Below are 16,831 nucleotides of genomic sequence, written 5' to 3' on the forward strand. Positions count from 1 at the left end.
CCTGCGAGGTATGAATATGATCTATATAGACTTAAAGGATGACCTTTCTGAAAAAATGGTCTACGATTATCCTGACTGTCCGGCCTACACCATCCATGAAATGCTTTCCCACTATCCCAATTATTCCGCTATCAGCCACTGGCATGATGACATTGAATTTCTGATGATCCAGTCCGGCCAGATGCAATATAATGTCAACGGAAAAATCCTCACTCTGGAACAGGGACAGGGGATTTTTGTAAATTCCAGGCAGATGCATTACGGATTTTCTGAAAGTCACAGGGAATGTGAATTTTTTTGCATCCTCATCCACCCCATGCTTCTGTGCACATTACCTGCCTATGAAAAAAACTTCGTCCTTCCTCTGATCCGGAACAACGAAGTTACCTTTTTTATCTTTGATCCCGGGATTTCCTGGCAGGCACAGATTCTGAAACAAATGGCCGACATCTATGTGCACCGTAAGAGTAAAACTGCTCCTTTACGGATCCTGTCCTCTTTTTCCCTGATCTGGGCTCTGCTTCTTGAACATCTGCCCTCTGCCTCCCGGACCGAAGACCATACCAATACAGATCTTACCGCCATCCGGAACATGACCGGTTTTATCCAGCAGAACTACACTTCCAGGATTTCCCTTAAGGAAATTGCGGCTGCCGGTTCCGTAGGTATCAGCAAATGCTGCAAACTCTTTTCCAGATATTTCAGCCAGAGTCCAAATCTCTATCTGAATCAGTACCGCCTGAATAAAAGTGCTCAGCTTCTCCGGGAAACCGATATGACTATAACAGAAATCGCTCTTTCCACCGGCTTTGGCAGTGCCAGTTATTATGCGGAATCTTTTCGAAAATGGGCAGGCATGAGTCCCGGGAAATTTCGCAAAACCTGATAACTGCCCCAGGCAGATCACACTGTCTTCCGGAATTTTGCCGGTGACACCCCGAACTGTTCCCGGAACAGATGATAAAAATGGCTCACATTAGAAAATCCACAACACTCACAGATGTCCAGGATCTCCCTGTCTGTCTGCGCCAGAAGATAGACCGCGTATTTCAGACGTTCCTGGTTGATATACTGAGTAGGAGTTTTCCCGCTGATCTGCTTCATCAGCCTGCAGAGATGGCTCGGAGAACAGGGCGCCAGCTCACACATTCTTTCATAGCCTTCCTGAAGATTTTCGATCTTGGACATATTTAAGAGAAGTTCTGACAGCCAGGACGGCATCTGATTCCAGGGATCCTTTTCATCGTAAGTGAAAAAATAATCCTCCAGAAGAAGCGCAATGATACACTGTGCATGATATCTTGCATGCCTGGGATGGCTTTCGTTTACCAGATTTCCGGCAGTATCCATGGCATCCAGGACTTTGCGGAAATTTTCCCCTTCCAGATGAACATAGGCCGGCATCTCGCTGTTTATCAGTTTATCCATCTTTTCTTCCTGTTCCAGAAACAAAGAAACATTTCGAAGCACCTGGGTGGAAAAGCCCAGATTCCGGACACAGAAATTCTCTGAATGAAAAAAGCTGTAACTGTGCATATCATTGGGGCGTATAAAAAACAGGTCTCCTTTTTTCACCGTCTGCACGGAATCATTGATCAAATGATAGGCCGTACCCTCTGAAATAATAAAAAGTTCATAATGATTATGGGTATGTAGCGGCACATGCTTGTAAATATCCGAGATCGTATAGGAAAGTCCGGACTCTTTGCGCAGTGGATATTGTTCTTTTCCAAATACCGGTATTGCCATTTTTTCTACTCCTCCCCGTTTTCTGATATCAATATACTACAAAAATCTGACAGCTGTAGACAAGAAACACGGTGGAAATTATGATATTCTTTTACCGCATTGAGGAAGATTTCTCTGATGCAGAAACTTGATCTTTATTTTTTCAGGGAGGACTTATTATCATGTCATCATCCAAAGCTCGATTTTTTAATCCGGCTGTTGTAGGCCTGATCATGCTCAGCTTTTTTCTGGGTACCAGTGAATATACAGTGATCGGTATCCTGCCGGAAATTGCTGACGGATTCGGGATTTCACTGACACAGGCCGGAAGTATTGTATCTCTGTTTGCTTTCGCCTATGGCCTGGGCACTCCGTTTCTGGCTGCCTATGTGGGAAAATACAACCGTTTCCGTATTACCATGCTTGGAATTTCACTGTTTGCACTCTGCAACCTGATCTGTGCCATTGCTACCAATTACATGGTATTTCTGGTATTCCGTATTCTTACGGCTGTCGTTTCCGGTACTGTGGTTTCCATCTCCATGACTTATGCGGAAGATGTTGCTTCCATCCCGGAGCATATCCCGGGTGTGATCGCAGGTGTTTTTTCGGGCTTCAGTATCGCTTCGGTCATCGGTGTGCCTATCGCTTCCACCATCACTCATGTTTTTGGATGGCGTGCGGCTTTTATCACGATCTTTGTGGCGACTCTGGCTCTGCTGGCGCTTCTGTTTATGAAACTGCCACGTCAGAACCGTCTGAAAGCAGGAAGTATCCTGGAACAGTTTAAGCTTTTTCTGGATAAAAGGATCTCCATCGGCTGTGCCATTGTTTTTCTGGCCGGTGCTTCCACTTACTGTTTTTATACATACCTGACACCGATCTTCCAGCAGGAACTTCACATTCCGGATTCCATGTTAAGCCTTGCACTTCTGATCTTCGGTATTGCAGCTATCACCAGCAACGTAAGTTCCGGTCAGGTGGCAAACAAAACCGGCATCCGCATGCTGCCTCTGATCTATGTGATCCAGACTGTATGTCTGCTGCTTCTTCCCATTGCCACCCACAATCTGGTAAGCGGAGGACTGGTACTTTTTATCCTGGGTGTTGTAATGTATCTTCTGAATTCACCGCTGCAGATGCATTTCCTGAAGATCGCCACCAGGGATCACCCTGCCTGTGTAAACCTGGCTTCTTCTCTGATCTCGGTTTTCTTTAACTTCGGTATTGCAGCCGGTTCTGCCATGGGTGGTGTGATCGTAAAATATGCCGGACTTCGGTTTGTGGGAATCGGCGGTGCCATTCCCGGTATCGGAGCGATCATCTGTGCGGTGATCCTGCTTCAGATCATGAAACCGGGTGCGGATATCCGGTAAATCAAACAATACTGTCCATTTACCGGGACTATGACATTTCCATAAATTACTGCCATACAAAAATACAGTCAGGAATATATCAGAATCTACATCCGATACTCCTGGCTGTATTTTTATCTGCATCTTGCCTTGTATCACTCTTTTTATTTTCCTGTAATTTTCATCATTCGTCGTTTTTACAGTCCAATAAAAAGGACTTTATATCTTTCTTATTTCATCTCGATCTTAAACAGTCTGGCTGCTTTTTCCTGCGGCATCTTCACTGCAAGATTTCCATTTTCGATCTTATATTCGCACATCTCTTCCTTTGGATAGATCACGGATACTTTGCTGATCTTTTCTGCGTCTTCCAGCGGGATCACCGCTTCTGTTGTTCCCGGTGTCCATACAGAAAGATAGGTATTCTTCTCTGCTTTTACTCCGTAAGCGAGAACTTCCGACTTCAGAGTACCGAAGCCCAGCGGGAAGAACGGCACACCGTCACGGACTTCCTCACGGATTTCCTTATACAGGGCGATTCCCTCTTTCATACGGTTCATGGAATTCTCGCCAAGCTTCCATACCATACCGCTGATATACGGGCGAAGGAGCATACCGTTTACCACATTGTAGATCACATGCTCTTCTTCATCCTCATACGGATATACCCACATGCCACCCTGCTCAGGGGCAACCGCACTGGCTACATTGGCAGCAATATTGGCATTGTAGAGATAATCGGTCTGGTCACTGGTTGACTGAAGGCTTAAGACTTTCAGCATACCATAGTCCATACGCTGTCCGCCGGAACCGCAGTTCTCCACAACAAGATCCGGATAATCACGGAAGATCTCCTCATACCACTGATGGAGACATTCATAATGCTCACGGATGGCATCTGCACAGCTGTCGCTGTTCAATTCACTTCCGTATCCCATCGTTACATTATAGTCCACCTTGAAGTACTCTACGCCATAATCACGGATCAGCCTGTCCACTACATCACGGCAGTATTTCCGTACTTCCGGATTGCGGAAATCCAGCATGTAACGTTTGTTGTCAATGTGGCGTTTTCCATGGCGGCAGACAAACCAGTCATCCGGAAGTTTATTTGCAAGCTCACAGGCAACTCCCATAACTTCGATCTCCAGCCAGAGTCCCATTTTCAGGCCTTTGCTGTGTGCGTAATCGCAGACTTCTTTCAGGCCTCCAGGGAATCTTCCGGATGCTTCCTTCCATTCACCGACACGGTCCCACCAGAATCCGTCGTCATACCATCCTGCATCCAGACAGTAATATTCGCATCCCAGCTCTGCCGCCTTGTCAATGATGGAAAGCTCCCGCTCTGTTGTGGGATCTCCCATCAGGCAGTTCATGTAATCATTAAATACCACGTTCAGTTTCTCATCGTCCGGATTTGCTCTGCGTACTTTTCTACGATATCTGGTCAGCGCTGCTACTGCCGGATTCAGACCTCCTTTTACAACGGCTGCCCCTGCCGGAACAGTTGTGAAGCATTCTCCCGGTTTCAGATTCTTATACCATCCATGCTCCTGCTCTGTGGCACCGCTTATAGTAAGATACAGATTCCCACCCTGGGCGGAACCATATTCTATCAGCCACTGTCCGGAACTTTCAACCTGGAAAATATAAGTTTCCCCTGTTTCTCTGTCTTCAGCAATTCCCATTGGAAGATACTCGCAGGTAGACCAGGTTCCCTTTCCACTGTAACAATAACGGTTCAGTCCATATCCCTGATGATTAAATCCGTCTACGACCATTCCGTTTAAGTTCAGTGTCTCTGCATCATATTTCTGCCACTGTGCCTCACAGCACCAGCTGTTAAACGGTACATAGATATCTGTTTTTTTGTAATAAGGTTTGTTACCGCCTCTGGAAATTCCCTGATATATAAAAGAAGAAACGTAAGTCAGGCCCTGATCTTCACTTCCCTCGTTGGTGATCTCTGTCCAGGTCTGCACTGCCGGAACTCCGTCAAACAGGCGCATATGATATACGGCTTTCAGCTTTTCCGGAGAAACCATTACGATCTCCAGTTCTTTTCCACCGTCCTGCTCTTTCAGTTCATGTTTCTCATAAACAAAGTCTACAGAGGACTGATTGATGTTGTTTTTGTAAGCATGCATATTCAGGCTTCCGGTGCCGCTTCTGTGGATCTCAACAGCCGGATAATAAATATCTTCCTTCGGCTCCATGGCTGCCTTTTTTACTTCCTGTGAAGAAAGATCTGCCAGCTCTACCACGCCGTTTTCACGGATACGGAACTGGATATCCAGGCCGTTTTCATGTAATTCGATTGTTTTCATGTTCCCGTTTTGGTCGCTCATACAAAATATCCTCCCGTTTTTGTAATCTTGCTTTCAGTATATCATCGGATTTTCCGCAAGGTGACAGGTATCATCCCCTGAATGAAAAAATGCAATATATTGTCGCATTTATTTTTACGTGATATACTGTTCACAGACCACAAAACGGACATTACAGCAACTGTGGATTGAGAATATACGAGTCAAATGGATATTCGTGATCTCACCACATGCTCAGGAGGTTTTTCATGCCAGATATTTTTCAGGATTCTTCCAGATATTTTCATATTTCCGCCTTTTATGCCCTTTCCCTGCCGTATTATCATATGGAACATCACACACATTCCAGCTATGAGATCATGTACATTACTTCCGGTTCCTGCCGGGTTTTCTGCATGGATGAGGAACAGGACATGGAATTTCCGCTGAAATCCGGGCAGTCTATCTTTATACGCCCGGGTATCCCGCACAGGCTTGAGATCCCGGACGGTTTTCCATGCTCGATCCTGAATCTGGAATTTTCCCTCACCTCCGAAAAAAGCCCGGTTTCTCTGGACCTTCTTCTGAAAAAAGATCCCGGATTTTCCCGGTTCTGGAATTTTATTGCCTCCTCCCGGGGATTCTGCTCCGGCACGGATTCCCGGAATTTCGGATACAGCCTGAAAGACCTTCTCACCTTTTTACAGCGCAGTTCCGATCAGATAAAGGAGGAAGAATTTCTCTTCTTTCTTCTGTTTGGCCGTATGCTCACAGAACTTGCTTTCTGCGCCCGCTCCAGCCGGAACACCCAGGGAAGTGTTTATCTGAAAAAAGCGCTCCGGTATATTGATGAGCATTATCTGGAAGACATCGATATTCCTGCCATTGCCGCATATGCAGGGATCAATAAATCCTACCTCCAGGCACTTTTTACAGAAAAAAACAGCTGCACCATCAACACTTACATCAACCGCAAGCGTATGGAGCAGGCCGCCTTTCTTCTGTGCAACAGCACTCTGCACATTACGGATATTGCCTTTTCTTCCGGATATAACAGCCGGCAGCATTTTGCACATACCTTCGAAAAATTTTATCACATGAGTCCTTCCCGGTACCGGAGCCTGCATACCCGTCCTCTTCGCTCGGATACCGAAAAGAAACGCTATCATATGGCGGACGGACGGAAGCTGGAAAGTGAACCTTTTCCGCAGGAATAAAACTTACCATCTCAGATCCATCTTCAGGCTGATACCTGCAATACACGTCTGATCAACCTGAAAAAAGCCGGCCAGGCACGAAGATCTTATCTCTTCGATAACCTGGCCGGCTTTTATATTTATGTCAAGCGGATATTCGCAATCCGCTTCGCTACGTAGCTCTACACCAAATAACTGCTCCGCAGTTGATTTGGTTAACTTTCTATGGAAGCAGATTCTGCATGCTCTTCAAACTGATCGCCAGTGTAGAAGTATTGTGAAGAAGTGCAGATGTAGTCGGCTGCAGGATTCCTGCAACGCCACAGGCGATAAGACCTGCATTAAAGGTAATGATGAAACGGTAATTACGTCTGATGCGCTTCATCAGTGCGTTACTGATCTCTTTCAGAACAACAAGTTCCTGAAGGTCATCTGCACCTACGGTAATGTCTGCGATCTCACGGGCAATCTCAGCGCCATCGCTGATGGCAATACCGACATTGGCTGCGGAAAGTGCCGGAGAATCATTGATTCCGTCACCTACCATGATCACCCTTCTTCCGGCTGCCTTCTCTTTTTCAATGAAGTTGGCCTTATCCTCCGGAAGTACCTCGGAATAATATTCATCCACACCTACACGTCTGGCAATAGCTGCTGCTGTACGCTCGCTGTCTCCTGTCATCATAACGATCTTGGAGATTCCTGCCGCGCGCAGTGCTTCTACAGAAGCTTTTGCCTCCTCACGAAGTGGATCTTCAATACAGATCACAGCTGCAAGACGTCCGTCAATAGCCAGATACAGGTGAGAATATTCTTCCGGAATGCTGTCGAATTTCTCCTGGCCATCCTCCGGGATCACACATTTCTCATCTTCAAAAACAAAGTGATAACTTCCGATCACGGCTTTATGTTCTTCTATGGTAGTGGAAATTCCATGTGCCACTACATATTCAACCTTGGAATGCATCTCTTCATGTGCCAGATGTTTCTTTCTGGCTGCACTGACAACGGCCTTGGCCATGGAGTGCGGGAAATGTTCTTCCATACATGCGGCAATACGCAGCATCTCGTCCGGATTGTTGTTATCAAAGGAAACCACATCCACAACCGTTGGTTTTGCTTTTGTCAGAGTTCCGGTCTTATCAAATACGATGGTATCTGCATCAGCCATTGCTTCCAGATATTTACCGCCTTTAACCGTAACTTTATGTGTACCTGCCTCACGGATCGCGGACAGTACGGAGATTGGCATTGCAAGCTTCAGTGCACAGGAGAAATCTACCATCAGGATCGCAAGGGCCTTGGTTGCATTTCTGGTGAGCAGATATGTAAGGGCTGTTCCTCCAAGAGTATACGGAACCAGCTTATCTGCCAGATGCTCTGCCTTGCCTTCCAGGGAAGATTTCAGCTTCTCAGATTCCTCGATCATGGTGACGATCTTGTCATAACGGCTGGAACCACCTACCGTCTTCACCCGGATAGTGATCTCACCTTCCTCCACAACGGTACCTGCATAGGCAACGCTGCCTTCTTTCTTACATACAGGTACAGACTCACCGGTAAGAGACGCCTGGTTCACCATAGCTTCTCCATCCGTAACGCTTCCGTCAAACGGAATCACAGTACCCATACGGACAACAACTTCATCTCCCGGCTGAACTTCTTTGGATTCTACAAGAATTTCCTGATCTTCTCTCTTCAGCCACACCTTGCCAACATTCAGTGACATGGTTCTTGCAAGATCACCGACCGATTTCTTATGTGTCCACTCTTCCAGAATTTCTCCGATTCCAAGCAGGAACATAATGGAACCTGCAGTACCGAAATCCTGACGCAGTACGGATACACCAATCGCAGTGGCATCCAGAACCGGTACTTCGATCTTGCGGTGAAGAAGTGTATCAATGCCCTTCCAGATATATTTCAGGGAAGTTGCTGTCGTATAAATTGCGTTCAACGGATATGGCAGGAAAAGCTTTCTTCCAAAATGATAGATCACCTTGGAGATCAGTTTCTCCTGATATTCTGCATTCAGTGCTCTTCCGGAGCTCTGCAGTACCTGCTGGGGAGCTTCCACATCCTGATAATGGAATGCTCTGATACCGCAGATAACAGCCTCACGGCTGCCCTGATAATTCACAACCGCATCACAGGTTCTCTCATATACCTTGGCGGAAGCCACTCCGTCAAGATTTTCGAGATAATACAGCAAAGTATCCGCCTGCTCGTAACTCATTCTCTTCTGGGCAAGATGAATACGAAGTCGTCCTCTTGTCTCATGTTTAATATAAAATTTCACGGGAAATCGCCTCTTTACTCAGCTGTCTCTTCAGTTGCTGCTTCTTTTGTCTCTTCTGCTGCCTCCTTGAATGCATCCTCATCTGCAGTCTCTTCTGCATTCTCTGCAACATCTTCTACAGCCTCTTCTGCTGCAGCTCTCTCCTCATTGATTCCCTTAGCCTCAGCGTAGATATCCTCCGCGTTCTCCTGAAGGCTTGTAGCTGTTTTCATGATGCAGTCCTTAGCTCTTAAAACGGCTGCTGTGCATCCTGTGTAAAGCTTCTTCGCATCCTTGCTTGTAAGGATCTTGATTCCTGCTGTTCCAAAAAGAACACCTGCTGCAAAAAGTCCTGATTTTTTGAATTTAAAATCTACCATAATAATTTTTCCTCCTAAATATATAATTTTTATCATTTTACTGATTTCCGGTGGACAATTTCCCATGCCTGCCCCGGTATTTTCATCATTATAAAATACTTGTAAAAAAATGTCCAGTGTTTTTTTTGTGAATTTAACACAATTCGCTGAATTTTCAGTTAATTTCCCCTAACAGTTAAGTTTTACTAATAGTTTCGTTTTTCTAATTTTTAGTCTGTACAAACCCTTTATTTCCTATTATATAGGGAATATCTCCTTGCTGTGTTTATCCCACTTCATGTACCGGAAGCACTGCAAGTGTGCGGATATTCTGCTCATGGATCTCCCCGCATGCCCGAAGTCCCGCACGGATCACCTCATTAAGCTTCTGCCCGGACAGATGGCAGATGGTATCATCATCCAGCTCCACTGTGCAGGCCCCTTTGGTACTGCAGGCTACCCGGTACATATTTTTGCGGCTGATGGCTCCGATGGACTCCAGCGTATTGATCATACGGTATACCGTTGCCACACCGATCTTCGGGTCCAGTGCGGAAGCCCTGTAATAAATTTCCTTACAGCAGGAGCACTCCCCTTCCAGAATGATATCAAGCAGGATCCTCCTCTGTCTGGTAATTCTTAAGCCCCGTTCTTTCAGCTTCTCTATAATAAGATCTTTCTGCATCTGTGTATGGCGGTAACATCCTGTTCTCTTTTCTTCTTTCTCAGCTTTTGCGTTCTGCATTCTGATCCCTCCTTTATTATTGAGAAAACTTTTCTTTTATCTAATAAGTTAGTATACTCCAACTGTGGTTAGCTGTAAATAACTTGTTTTGGATTTTTTTATAATATTGAGGATTTCGCCGGAATGCAGTATAATAATTCGTGAATCTATCCATATGAAACCGTCGTTTTGACAAAATGACGAAAAATCCCCTTTCGTTTTTTCGTCAGAATGACAAGAAACTGCCGGAAACTTTGTACGATTCAGCTCTAGCTCTTTTCCTCCATTTTCGATATACTGTTAACCAGCAAAGGAAATTACGTAAAAAACAATATATTAATTTTGGAGGGAAACAACAATGGCAAGTTTATCATTATCTCACATTAATAAAACTTATCCAAACGGCTTTCAGGCAGTTAAAGATTTCAACCTTGAAATCGAAGACAAAGAGTTTATCATCTTCGTAGGACCGTCTGGATGTGGAAAGTCCACAACACTTCGTATGATCGCAGGTCTTGAGGAGATCAGCGGTGGTACACTTAAGATCGGTGACAAAGTCATGAACGATGTTGAGCCTAAGGACCGTGATATCGCAATGGTATTCCAGAACTACGCTCTGTATCCTCATATGACTGTTTATGATAACATGGCATTCGGACTTAAACTTCGTAAAGTTCCGAAGGATCAGATTGACAAAGCTGTTCGTGAAGCAGCAAGAATCCTTGACCTTGACAAACTTCTTGATCGTAAACCGAAGGCTCTTTCCGGTGGTCAGAGACAGCGAGTTGCTATGGGACGTGCTATCGTTCGTAATCCTAAGGTATTCCTTATGGATGAGCCTCTTTCCAACCTGGATGCTAAACTTCGTGTACAGATGCGTATCGAGATTTCCAAGATCCATCAGAGACTTGGTGCTACAATCATCTATGTAACACATGACCAGACAGAGGCTATGACACTTGGTACCAGAATCGTCGTTATGAAAGACGGTGTTGTTCAGCAGGTTGATACACCACAGAACCTGTATCAGAAACCAGGCAACCTCTTCGTTGCAGGATTCATGGGATCTCCGCAGATGAACTTCCTTGATGCTGTTATCTCCGAAAAAGGCGGTAACATGATCGCTACAATCGGTAACGAGCATGAGGTTATTGTTCCTGCAGCTAAAGCTAAAGTTCTCAAAGACAAAGGCTATGTTGGAAAGAAAGTTGTTCTTGGTATCCGTCCTGAGGATATCCATGATTCTCAGATGTTCCTTGAGACATCCCCAAGCAAACCGATGAACTCCGTAGTTAAAGTTTACGAGCTTCTTGGTGCCGAAGTATTCCTGTACTTCGATGTTGACGGAACTCAGATCACAGCACGAGTTGATCCTCGTACAACAGCTAAGACCGGTGATCCGATCAGATTCGCATTCGATATGGAGAAAGCTCACTTCTTCGACAAAGAGACAGAGCTTACCATCACAAACTAATTCTTACCGAATTACAAAAAATGAATTTAACCCCGGGGGATATATTTTCCCGGGGTTTCTTTTTTCCTCTGCACAATTTTCACTTCATCTACAGAAAGGACTCAGTTTTATGAAAATACAGCAAACACTTCAAAAATGCCTGGATGACTGGAACCGGATCAGCGGACTGGATTTTTGTATTCTGGACGAAAGTAATCAGGTTTTTGCTTCCACCGGAGACAGAAAGCTGCCATCTGCCGAAAAGCTTATCCAGTTCCGTGAAGATCCTGCTTTATGTATTTCCAACCGTTCCTGCAGCATCTACAAATTAAACGGCGCATCCGGAGATATGCTTCTGACGGTATGGGGTTCCACAGACTCCGCTTCCACCATCGGAGAACTTGCGGTCTGCCAGGTCGAAAGTCTTCTTACTGCCTATGCGGAAAAAACGGACAAAAACTCCTTTATGCAGAACCTTCTTCTGGACCGCTATTCTCAGGTGGAAGCTTTCAACAAAGCTGCCCGCCTCCACATTGCACCTTCTGTCCGCCGTGCAGTCTTTCTTGTGGAAACCAAGCAGCATAAAGACGAAAACGCTCTGGCAACCATCCGTAATATCTTTTCGGCCCGGACACGTGACTTTATCACTGCCCTGGATGATTCCGGCATTATTGTTGTCCGTGAACTTCAGAGTACAGAGAGCTACGAGGAACTTAACGGTATTGCCTGCATGCTTGTGGATATGCTGAATACGGAGGCTATGACTTCTGCCTGGGTTTCCTACAGCAATGTTGCTGACGATATCATGCAGCTTTCTGATGCCTATAAAGAAGCACGTACTGCCCTGGAAGTCGGAAAAATCTTTTACGCGGACAAAAATGTCTTCGGTTACAACCGCCTTGGTATTGGCCGTCTGATCTATCAGCTTCCGACTCAGGTATGTGACATGTTCGTAGGTGAAATTTTCGGAGAGGAATCTCTGGATTCTATTGATGATGAAACGCTGAATATCATCCGCACTTTCTTTGAAAACAACCTGAATCTTTCCGAGACATCCAGACAGCTTTATGTGCACAGAAATACTCTGGTGTACCGCTTTGAAAAGCTTCAGAAACGATTCGGGCTGGATATCCGTACCTTCGAAGATGCGCTGGCCTTTAAGCTTGCCATGATGGTATCGGATTACATTACCTACTCCCGGAATCACGGAAAATAAATATCTCAGAAAAATAGAACACACTACAAAAAAATCCCGGAAATACCTGACGGATATTTCCGGGATTTTATTGCAGAGATATTTTTATTTCAGCAGCATCAGGTGTTCCGGCGGAAGATACAGATATTTCGGAAGACCCCTGTCCGGATTCTCTCTGAAACTGTTTTTCGGCCGCATCCACCACAAACCGGCCGCTGCCTCCTCACCTTTCCTGCGGATCATATACTGATGTTCAAAAGTTGTTTCGATATACTCGTCCACCTGTACTTCCAGACAATTCTCTCCCGGCTTATCTTCCGGCCTGATCCAGTGTCCGCGAATTCCCACGTGAGTAATATCTTCTGCCACTTTTTCTGCTGTATGAAGTTTTATTTTCCAGTCCGTGGCATAAATTTCATGTTCTCCCAGCCGCTGGACCGCTGAAAAGTTCTTACATCCGGTAAGTTTTGCCGCTTCCAGCATTCTTGGATTCTCAAACAGCCGTTTCGTTTCATCGGTTACAAGGATCCGTCCCCCGTCCACAACAGAAAGCTCTTTACAGAATTTATAGGCCTCATCTCTGCTGTGAGTTACAAGGATCATATCGCCTGGATAATCCTGAAGAAAATCCTGCATTTCCCTCTGAAGCACATCTTTCAGATATCCATCCAGTGCGGAAAACGGCTCATCCAGAAGAATGGCTTCCGGTTCCCCGATCATCATTCTGGCCAGTGCCACTCGCTGCTGCTGCCCGCCGGAAAGCTGGGATGGAAGACGTTTTTCCAGGCCCTCCAGATGATATCGCCGGATCAGATCCGACACTTTTTCCTGTGCAAAAGATTTTTCTCCACGGTAACCACAGCGGATATTCTGCTCTACCGTCATAGTCGGAAATAATGCATAATTCTGGAAGAGGTAGCCAATCTGCCGCTTCTGTGGCTTCAGATTGATTCCTGCTTCTGAATCAAAGACTGTTTTTCCGTTAATTACGATTTTTCCCCGATCCGGAGTTTCAATTCCTGCTATACACCGCAGTGTCATGCTCTTTCCGCTGCCGGATGCTCCAAGAAGCCCGATGGCTGCCGAGCTGCCCTCAAATTGCACTTTCAGGGAAAAATCCCGGAAATTCTTTTCGATATTTACGCTGACTGCCATCAGATCCACCTTCTTGTCTTCATTCCTCTTCCGGATACAATGTTGATCAGTGCCACGATCACAAAAGAAATCAGCACAATCACAACGACCCAGAAGCCTGCGGTTCCATAGTTTCCGGCTGCGGTCTCTGCAGCTATGGCTACTGAAACCGTTCTTGTTTTTCCAAGGATATTTCCGGCAAGCATAGAGGTTGCTCCATACTCACCGATGGCACGTGCAAAAGCCAGTACCGTTCCGGAAGCAATTCCAGGTCCTGCCGCAGGCATAACCACCTTCCAGAAAATCCGGTTATCGCTCATCCCCAATGTCTGGCCCGCGTAAATCAGATTCACGTCCACCTGTTCAAACGCAGCACGTGCATTGCGGTACATCAGTGGAAACGCAATCACTGCAGCCGCGATCACACACCCCTTCCAGTTCTGTACGATCTTAATATCAAAATTGTCCAGAAGAAAACTTCCAAGGGGTCTTTTCAGGCTGAAAATCAGAAGCAGAAAAAATCCTGCCACTGTAGGCGGAAGTACCAGGGGAAGGGTAAAGATACCGTCCAGTACTGCTCTTGCTCCCGGTTTCAGTTTCATGATCTTACGGGCGCAGAATACCCCCAGAAAAAAGGCGATCACGGTAGCCACCAGACCTGTTTTTAAGGAAATCCAAAGAGGACTCCAGTTTATTTCTTTCAAAAATTCTGTCATCGTTCATTCCTGCACCGGCGTTTATGGCATTTCCAGAAATTACTGCCGGTTTTCTGCATAATGATTATTTGGAGGTACTGCCTGTAGAGTCTGTGCTGTCCTCAGCCTCAGTGCTGTCTGCGGAATCTTCTGCATCTTCTTTGGAATCCTCAGCCTTATATGCTGTGAATCCATAGTCCTCAAATACCTTAATTGCAGCGTCAGATTCTACATAATCCAGGAATGCCTCTGCTGCCTTGGTGTCATCCTCAGATGCTTCTTTATCCTCAATAAGTCCTACCGGATAAAGAACCGGAGTCTGAAGGCTGTCTGCCGGTGCCTCTGCAATAATCTCTACTTTATCCGCAACAGATGCAGCATCTGTCGCATATACTACACCAACTTCATTACTTCCCTCACTGACTGCAGCAAGTACATCTGTTACGTTCTTGCACTCGTTGATCTCCATCTCGTTTACATCATCCATGATTCCAAGGTTGTTGAAAATCTCACGGGAGTACTGTCCAACCGGAACATCCTCACCTGCAAGCGCCATATTCTCGGCATCTGTGATGTTCTCAAATCCTGTTACCTTTGTCTCTCCGTCCTTTGGTTTAATCAGAACAACTTTATTCTCAAGAAGGTCAACAACGGTGTCCTCTTTTGTCAGTTTCTCCTCTGTGAGGGCATCCATCTGTTTATCTGCTGCTGAAAAGAAAAGATCGCAGCGTGCGCCTTCCTCAATCTGTGTCTGCAGTGTACCTGAGCTGTCTGCGCTGTAGTAGATTGTCACATTCGGATAAAGTTCATTGAAATCTTTCTGGATCTCTTCCATGGAATTGCTGAGGCTGGCTGCGATAAAAGCGTAAACCTCACCTTTCAGATTCTCATCACCTTTCACCTCTGTATCTGCCGCAAAGACATTTCCGGTCAGAAGGCCTGTTGTCAGGATTCCTGCTGTAAGAGCCGCTAAGATTTTTTTCTTCATCTTTTTGTTTCTCTCCTTTTTTGTTTCGTTCAGTTTCATTCAGTTTTGAATGGTTTCATTTAATTTTACCCAAATGAATGTTTCTTGTCAAGCGTAAGGCCATTGCTGTTTTTTCATACACATGCTATCATAAAATATACCGAGCAGTTTTCACTGCAACATCAGGATCTTAAAAGATAAGGAGATTTTTTTATGAAACTCAGTGCACGAAATCAGTTAAAAGGAAAAGTTATCAATATCAACAAAGGAGCCGTAAATTCCATTGTTTCCATCGATATTGGCGGAGGAAATATTATCACAGCAACCATTTCCTGTGCCGCTGTGGAAGAACTGGGACTGAAAGTTGGATCTGACGCTTACGCTGTCATCAAAGCAACCAGTGTTATGGTGGGAATCGATGAATAAATTCTACACAGCCCAGGAAGTCGCCGATAAATTAAAGATCAAAAAAACAACCGTATACGAACTGATCAAACGCGGGGAGCTTTCCTCTTCCAAAATCGGTAAACAGCTGCGAGTCAGTGAAGATCAGCTGTCCCTGTATCTGAACGGAGCGGCGAAAAACAGTGTCTCCGCCCAGCACCTTGATTATCAACCGGAAAGTTCCCTTCTGAAAAGAGATTATCTGCTTCACTCCAGCGGACTGATCATCAGCGGACAGGCATCTCCGGCGCTGGATCTTCTTCTGAATCAGCTGCCTTCCACACCTGGGAACCTTCCTGTGCTGCAATCACATATGAATACCTACAATGGCCTGTATTCCCTCTATTTTGAAAAAGTCCATATTGCCTGTGCCGCAGCAGCTCCTGAGGATGTCCGCAGTCTGGTACCCGGACTTTCTCTTACAGCCCTTCTCTTCTGCCAGTATCCCATGGGCTTTTATGTAAAAAAGGGGAATCCACGGAATATTCATGACTTTCCGGATCTTACAAGAGCGGATATCATTTTTGCAAACCGCGAAAAAGGAAGCAGCCGCAGGGTTCTTCTTGACCGCACCCTGAAATCTTCCGGTATTTCTCCGGAATCCATATCCGGTTACCGTAATGAGCTTGTTTCCGACTATTCCACAGCTGCCGCGGTTGCCGGTGGGCAGGCAGATGTTGCACTTGGAGAAAGTTATGCTGTAAGAAGTTTCCCGGAACTTACGTTTCTCCCCCTTACACAGGAGACACTTTATCTGATCATGCATTCCGAAAATCTGGATACTCCCGGTTTTCAGGCAGTGACCGAAACGATCTCTTCAGAGAATTTTCGCCGCACACTGGCACTCCAGACCGGATATGATACCACTCATACAGGAGAAATTTTTTCTATCTGAGAGTCTGTTATTTATGCACAAAAAAGTCCTGAGCATTGATCTATGCCAGAATCCCGGACATCTTCTTTGTCCGGTAAATAAGGCACTTATCAAAGTTCAGGA

Annotated in this window: 15 protein-coding genes; 7 read left to right on the forward strand and 8 right to left on the reverse strand. The window is 45.6% G+C overall.

Going from position 1 to position 16,831, the window contains the following annotated elements:
* Positions 1–16: 16 nt before the first annotated feature.
* Positions 17–886: an AraC family transcriptional regulator gene (locus GPK81_RS07550; protein ID WP_215706819.1), complete on the forward strand. Its 870-nt coding sequence runs from the start codon at positions 17–19 to the stop codon at positions 884–886.
* Positions 887–903: 17 nt separating this feature from the next.
* Here GPK81_RS07550 and GPK81_RS07555 read toward each other — a convergent pair whose 3' ends face one another.
* Entirely contained in the window at positions 904–1,749 is an 846-nt protein-coding gene (locus tag GPK81_RS07555) for an AraC family transcriptional regulator (protein ID WP_148444994.1), read from the reverse strand.
* Between the two features lie 161 nt (positions 1,750–1,910).
* Here GPK81_RS07555 and GPK81_RS07560 point away from each other — a divergent pair, with 161 nt between their 5' ends.
* Entirely contained in the window at positions 1,911–3,104 is a 1,194-nt protein-coding gene (locus GPK81_RS07560) for an MFS transporter (protein ID WP_118061996.1), read from the forward strand.
* A gap of 209 nt (positions 3,105–3,313) precedes the next feature.
* Here GPK81_RS07560 and GPK81_RS07565 read toward each other — a convergent pair whose 3' ends face one another.
* The gene (locus tag GPK81_RS07565) at positions 3,314–5,431 is read right to left on the reverse strand and encodes a glycoside hydrolase family 36 protein (RefSeq protein WP_215706820.1); all 2,118 of its coding nucleotides are present in this window, start codon (positions 5,429–5,431) and stop codon (positions 3,314–3,316) included.
* Positions 5,432–5,658: 227 nt separating this feature from the next.
* Between GPK81_RS07565 and GPK81_RS07570 the strand changes: the two genes are divergently transcribed.
* The gene (locus GPK81_RS07570; RefSeq protein WP_215706821.1) at positions 5,659–6,606 is read left to right on the forward strand and encodes an AraC family transcriptional regulator; all 948 of its coding nucleotides are present in this window, start codon (positions 5,659–5,661) and stop codon (positions 6,604–6,606) included.
* Between the two features lie 202 nt (positions 6,607–6,808).
* On the opposite strand, the gene GPK81_RS07575 is transcribed toward GPK81_RS07570, so the two are convergent.
* From GPK81_RS07575 to GPK81_RS07585, 3 genes are all read right to left on the reverse strand, one after another.
* Positions 6,809–8,884, reverse strand: coding sequence for a heavy metal translocating P-type ATPase (locus GPK81_RS07575; protein WP_118061998.1), 2,076 nt, complete (start codon positions 8,882–8,884; stop codon positions 6,809–6,811).
* A gap of 14 nt (positions 8,885–8,898) precedes the next feature.
* A complete protein-coding gene (locus GPK81_RS07580) occupies positions 8,899–9,243 on the reverse strand; it encodes a DUF6110 family protein (RefSeq protein WP_021976234.1) in 345 nt (114 codons plus the stop codon).
* Positions 9,244–9,508: 265 nt separating this feature from the next.
* Positions 9,509–9,967, reverse strand: coding sequence for a transcriptional repressor (locus tag GPK81_RS07585; RefSeq protein WP_021976235.1), 459 nt, complete (start codon positions 9,965–9,967; stop codon positions 9,509–9,511).
* 337 nt (positions 9,968–10,304) lie between these two features.
* Here GPK81_RS07585 and GPK81_RS07590 point away from each other — a divergent pair, with 337 nt between their 5' ends.
* Both GPK81_RS07590 and GPK81_RS07595 read left to right on the forward strand, forming a co-directional pair.
* Positions 10,305–11,420, forward strand: a complete 1,116-nt coding sequence (locus GPK81_RS07590) for an ABC transporter ATP-binding protein (protein ID WP_118061999.1) — start codon at positions 10,305–10,307, stop codon at positions 11,418–11,420.
* A 109-nt stretch (positions 11,421–11,529) separates the two neighbouring features.
* Positions 11,530–12,615: a PucR family transcriptional regulator gene (locus tag GPK81_RS07595; protein ID WP_118062000.1), complete on the forward strand. Its 1,086-nt coding sequence runs from the start codon at positions 11,530–11,532 to the stop codon at positions 12,613–12,615.
* 84 nt (positions 12,616–12,699) lie between these two features.
* Here the strand turns inward: GPK81_RS07595 and GPK81_RS07600 are convergent, their stop codons facing one another.
* The 3 genes from GPK81_RS07600 to modA form a co-directional block, all read right to left on the reverse strand.
* Positions 12,700–13,749: a sulfate/molybdate ABC transporter ATP-binding protein gene (locus GPK81_RS07600; protein WP_215706822.1), complete on the reverse strand. Its 1,050-nt coding sequence runs from the start codon at positions 13,747–13,749 to the stop codon at positions 12,700–12,702.
* Entirely contained in the window at positions 13,749–14,444 is a 696-nt protein-coding gene (gene modB / locus GPK81_RS07605; RefSeq protein WP_119247769.1) for a molybdate ABC transporter permease subunit, read from the reverse strand. Before modB ends, GPK81_RS07600 begins: the two co-directional genes overlap by 1 nt.
* A 64-nt stretch (positions 14,445–14,508) precedes the next feature.
* The gene (gene modA, locus GPK81_RS07610; protein ID WP_119247787.1) at positions 14,509–15,411 is read right to left on the reverse strand and encodes a molybdate ABC transporter substrate-binding protein; all 903 of its coding nucleotides are present in this window, start codon (positions 15,409–15,411) and stop codon (positions 14,509–14,511) included.
* Between the two features lie 192 nt (positions 15,412–15,603).
* Between modA and GPK81_RS07615 the strand changes: the two genes are divergently transcribed.
* Together GPK81_RS07615 and GPK81_RS07620 are read left to right on the forward strand one after the other, a co-directional pair.
* Positions 15,604–15,816 carry a TOBE domain-containing protein gene (locus GPK81_RS07615; protein WP_118062004.1) on the forward strand — a complete coding sequence of 71 codons (213 nt, stop codon included), beginning with the start codon at positions 15,604–15,606 and terminating at the stop codon, positions 15,814–15,816.
* Positions 15,809–16,729, forward strand: a complete 921-nt coding sequence (locus tag GPK81_RS07620) for a substrate-binding domain-containing protein (protein WP_119247768.1) — start codon at positions 15,809–15,811, stop codon at positions 16,727–16,729. The genes GPK81_RS07615 and GPK81_RS07620 overlap by 8 nt, the downstream gene beginning before the upstream one ends.
* Positions 16,730–16,831: the final 102 nt, after the last annotated feature.

Source organism: Blautia sp. MCC283 (assembly GCF_018785565.1).
GTDB lineage: Bacteria > Bacillota > Clostridia > Lachnospirales > Lachnospiraceae > Blautia_A.

Coding starts and splice junctions, on each gene's coding strand:
- GPK81_RS07550 (WP_215706819.1), top strand. CDS start 17: ATGATCTATATAGACTTAAAGGATGACCTTTCTGAAAAAATGGTCTAC.
- GPK81_RS07555 (WP_148444994.1), bottom strand. CDS start 1,749: ATGGCAATACCGGTATTTGGAAAAGAACAATATCCACTGCGCAAAGAG.
- GPK81_RS07560 (WP_118061996.1), top strand. CDS start 1,911: ATGTCATCATCCAAAGCTCGATTTTTTAATCCGGCTGTTGTAGGCCTG.
- GPK81_RS07565 (WP_215706820.1), bottom strand. CDS start 5,431: ATGAGCGACCAAAACGGGAACATGAAAACAATCGAATTACATGAAAAC.
- GPK81_RS07570 (WP_215706821.1), top strand. CDS start 5,659: ATGCCAGATATTTTTCAGGATTCTTCCAGATATTTTCATATTTCCGCC.
- GPK81_RS07580 (WP_021976234.1), bottom strand. CDS start 9,243: ATGGTAGATTTTAAATTCAAAAAATCAGGACTTTTTGCAGCAGGTGTT.
- GPK81_RS07585 (WP_021976235.1), bottom strand. CDS start 9,967: ATGCAGAACGCAAAAGCTGAGAAAGAAGAAAAGAGAACAGGATGTTAC.
- GPK81_RS07590 (WP_118061999.1), top strand. CDS start 10,305: ATGGCAAGTTTATCATTATCTCACATTAATAAAACTTATCCAAACGGC.
- GPK81_RS07595 (WP_118062000.1), top strand. CDS start 11,530: ATGAAAATACAGCAAACACTTCAAAAATGCCTGGATGACTGGAACCGG.
- GPK81_RS07600 (WP_215706822.1), bottom strand. CDS start 13,749: ATGGCAGTCAGCGTAAATATCGAAAAGAATTTCCGGGATTTTTCCCTG.
- modB (WP_119247769.1), bottom strand. CDS start 14,444: ATGACAGAATTTTTGAAAGAAATAAACTGGAGTCCTCTTTGGATTTCC.
- modA (WP_119247787.1), bottom strand. CDS start 15,411: ATGAAGAAAAAAATCTTAGCGGCTCTTACAGCAGGAATCCTGACAACA.
- GPK81_RS07615 (WP_118062004.1), top strand. CDS start 15,604: ATGAAACTCAGTGCACGAAATCAGTTAAAAGGAAAAGTTATCAATATC.
- GPK81_RS07620 (WP_119247768.1), top strand. CDS start 15,809: ATGAATAAATTCTACACAGCCCAGGAAGTCGCCGATAAATTAAAGATC.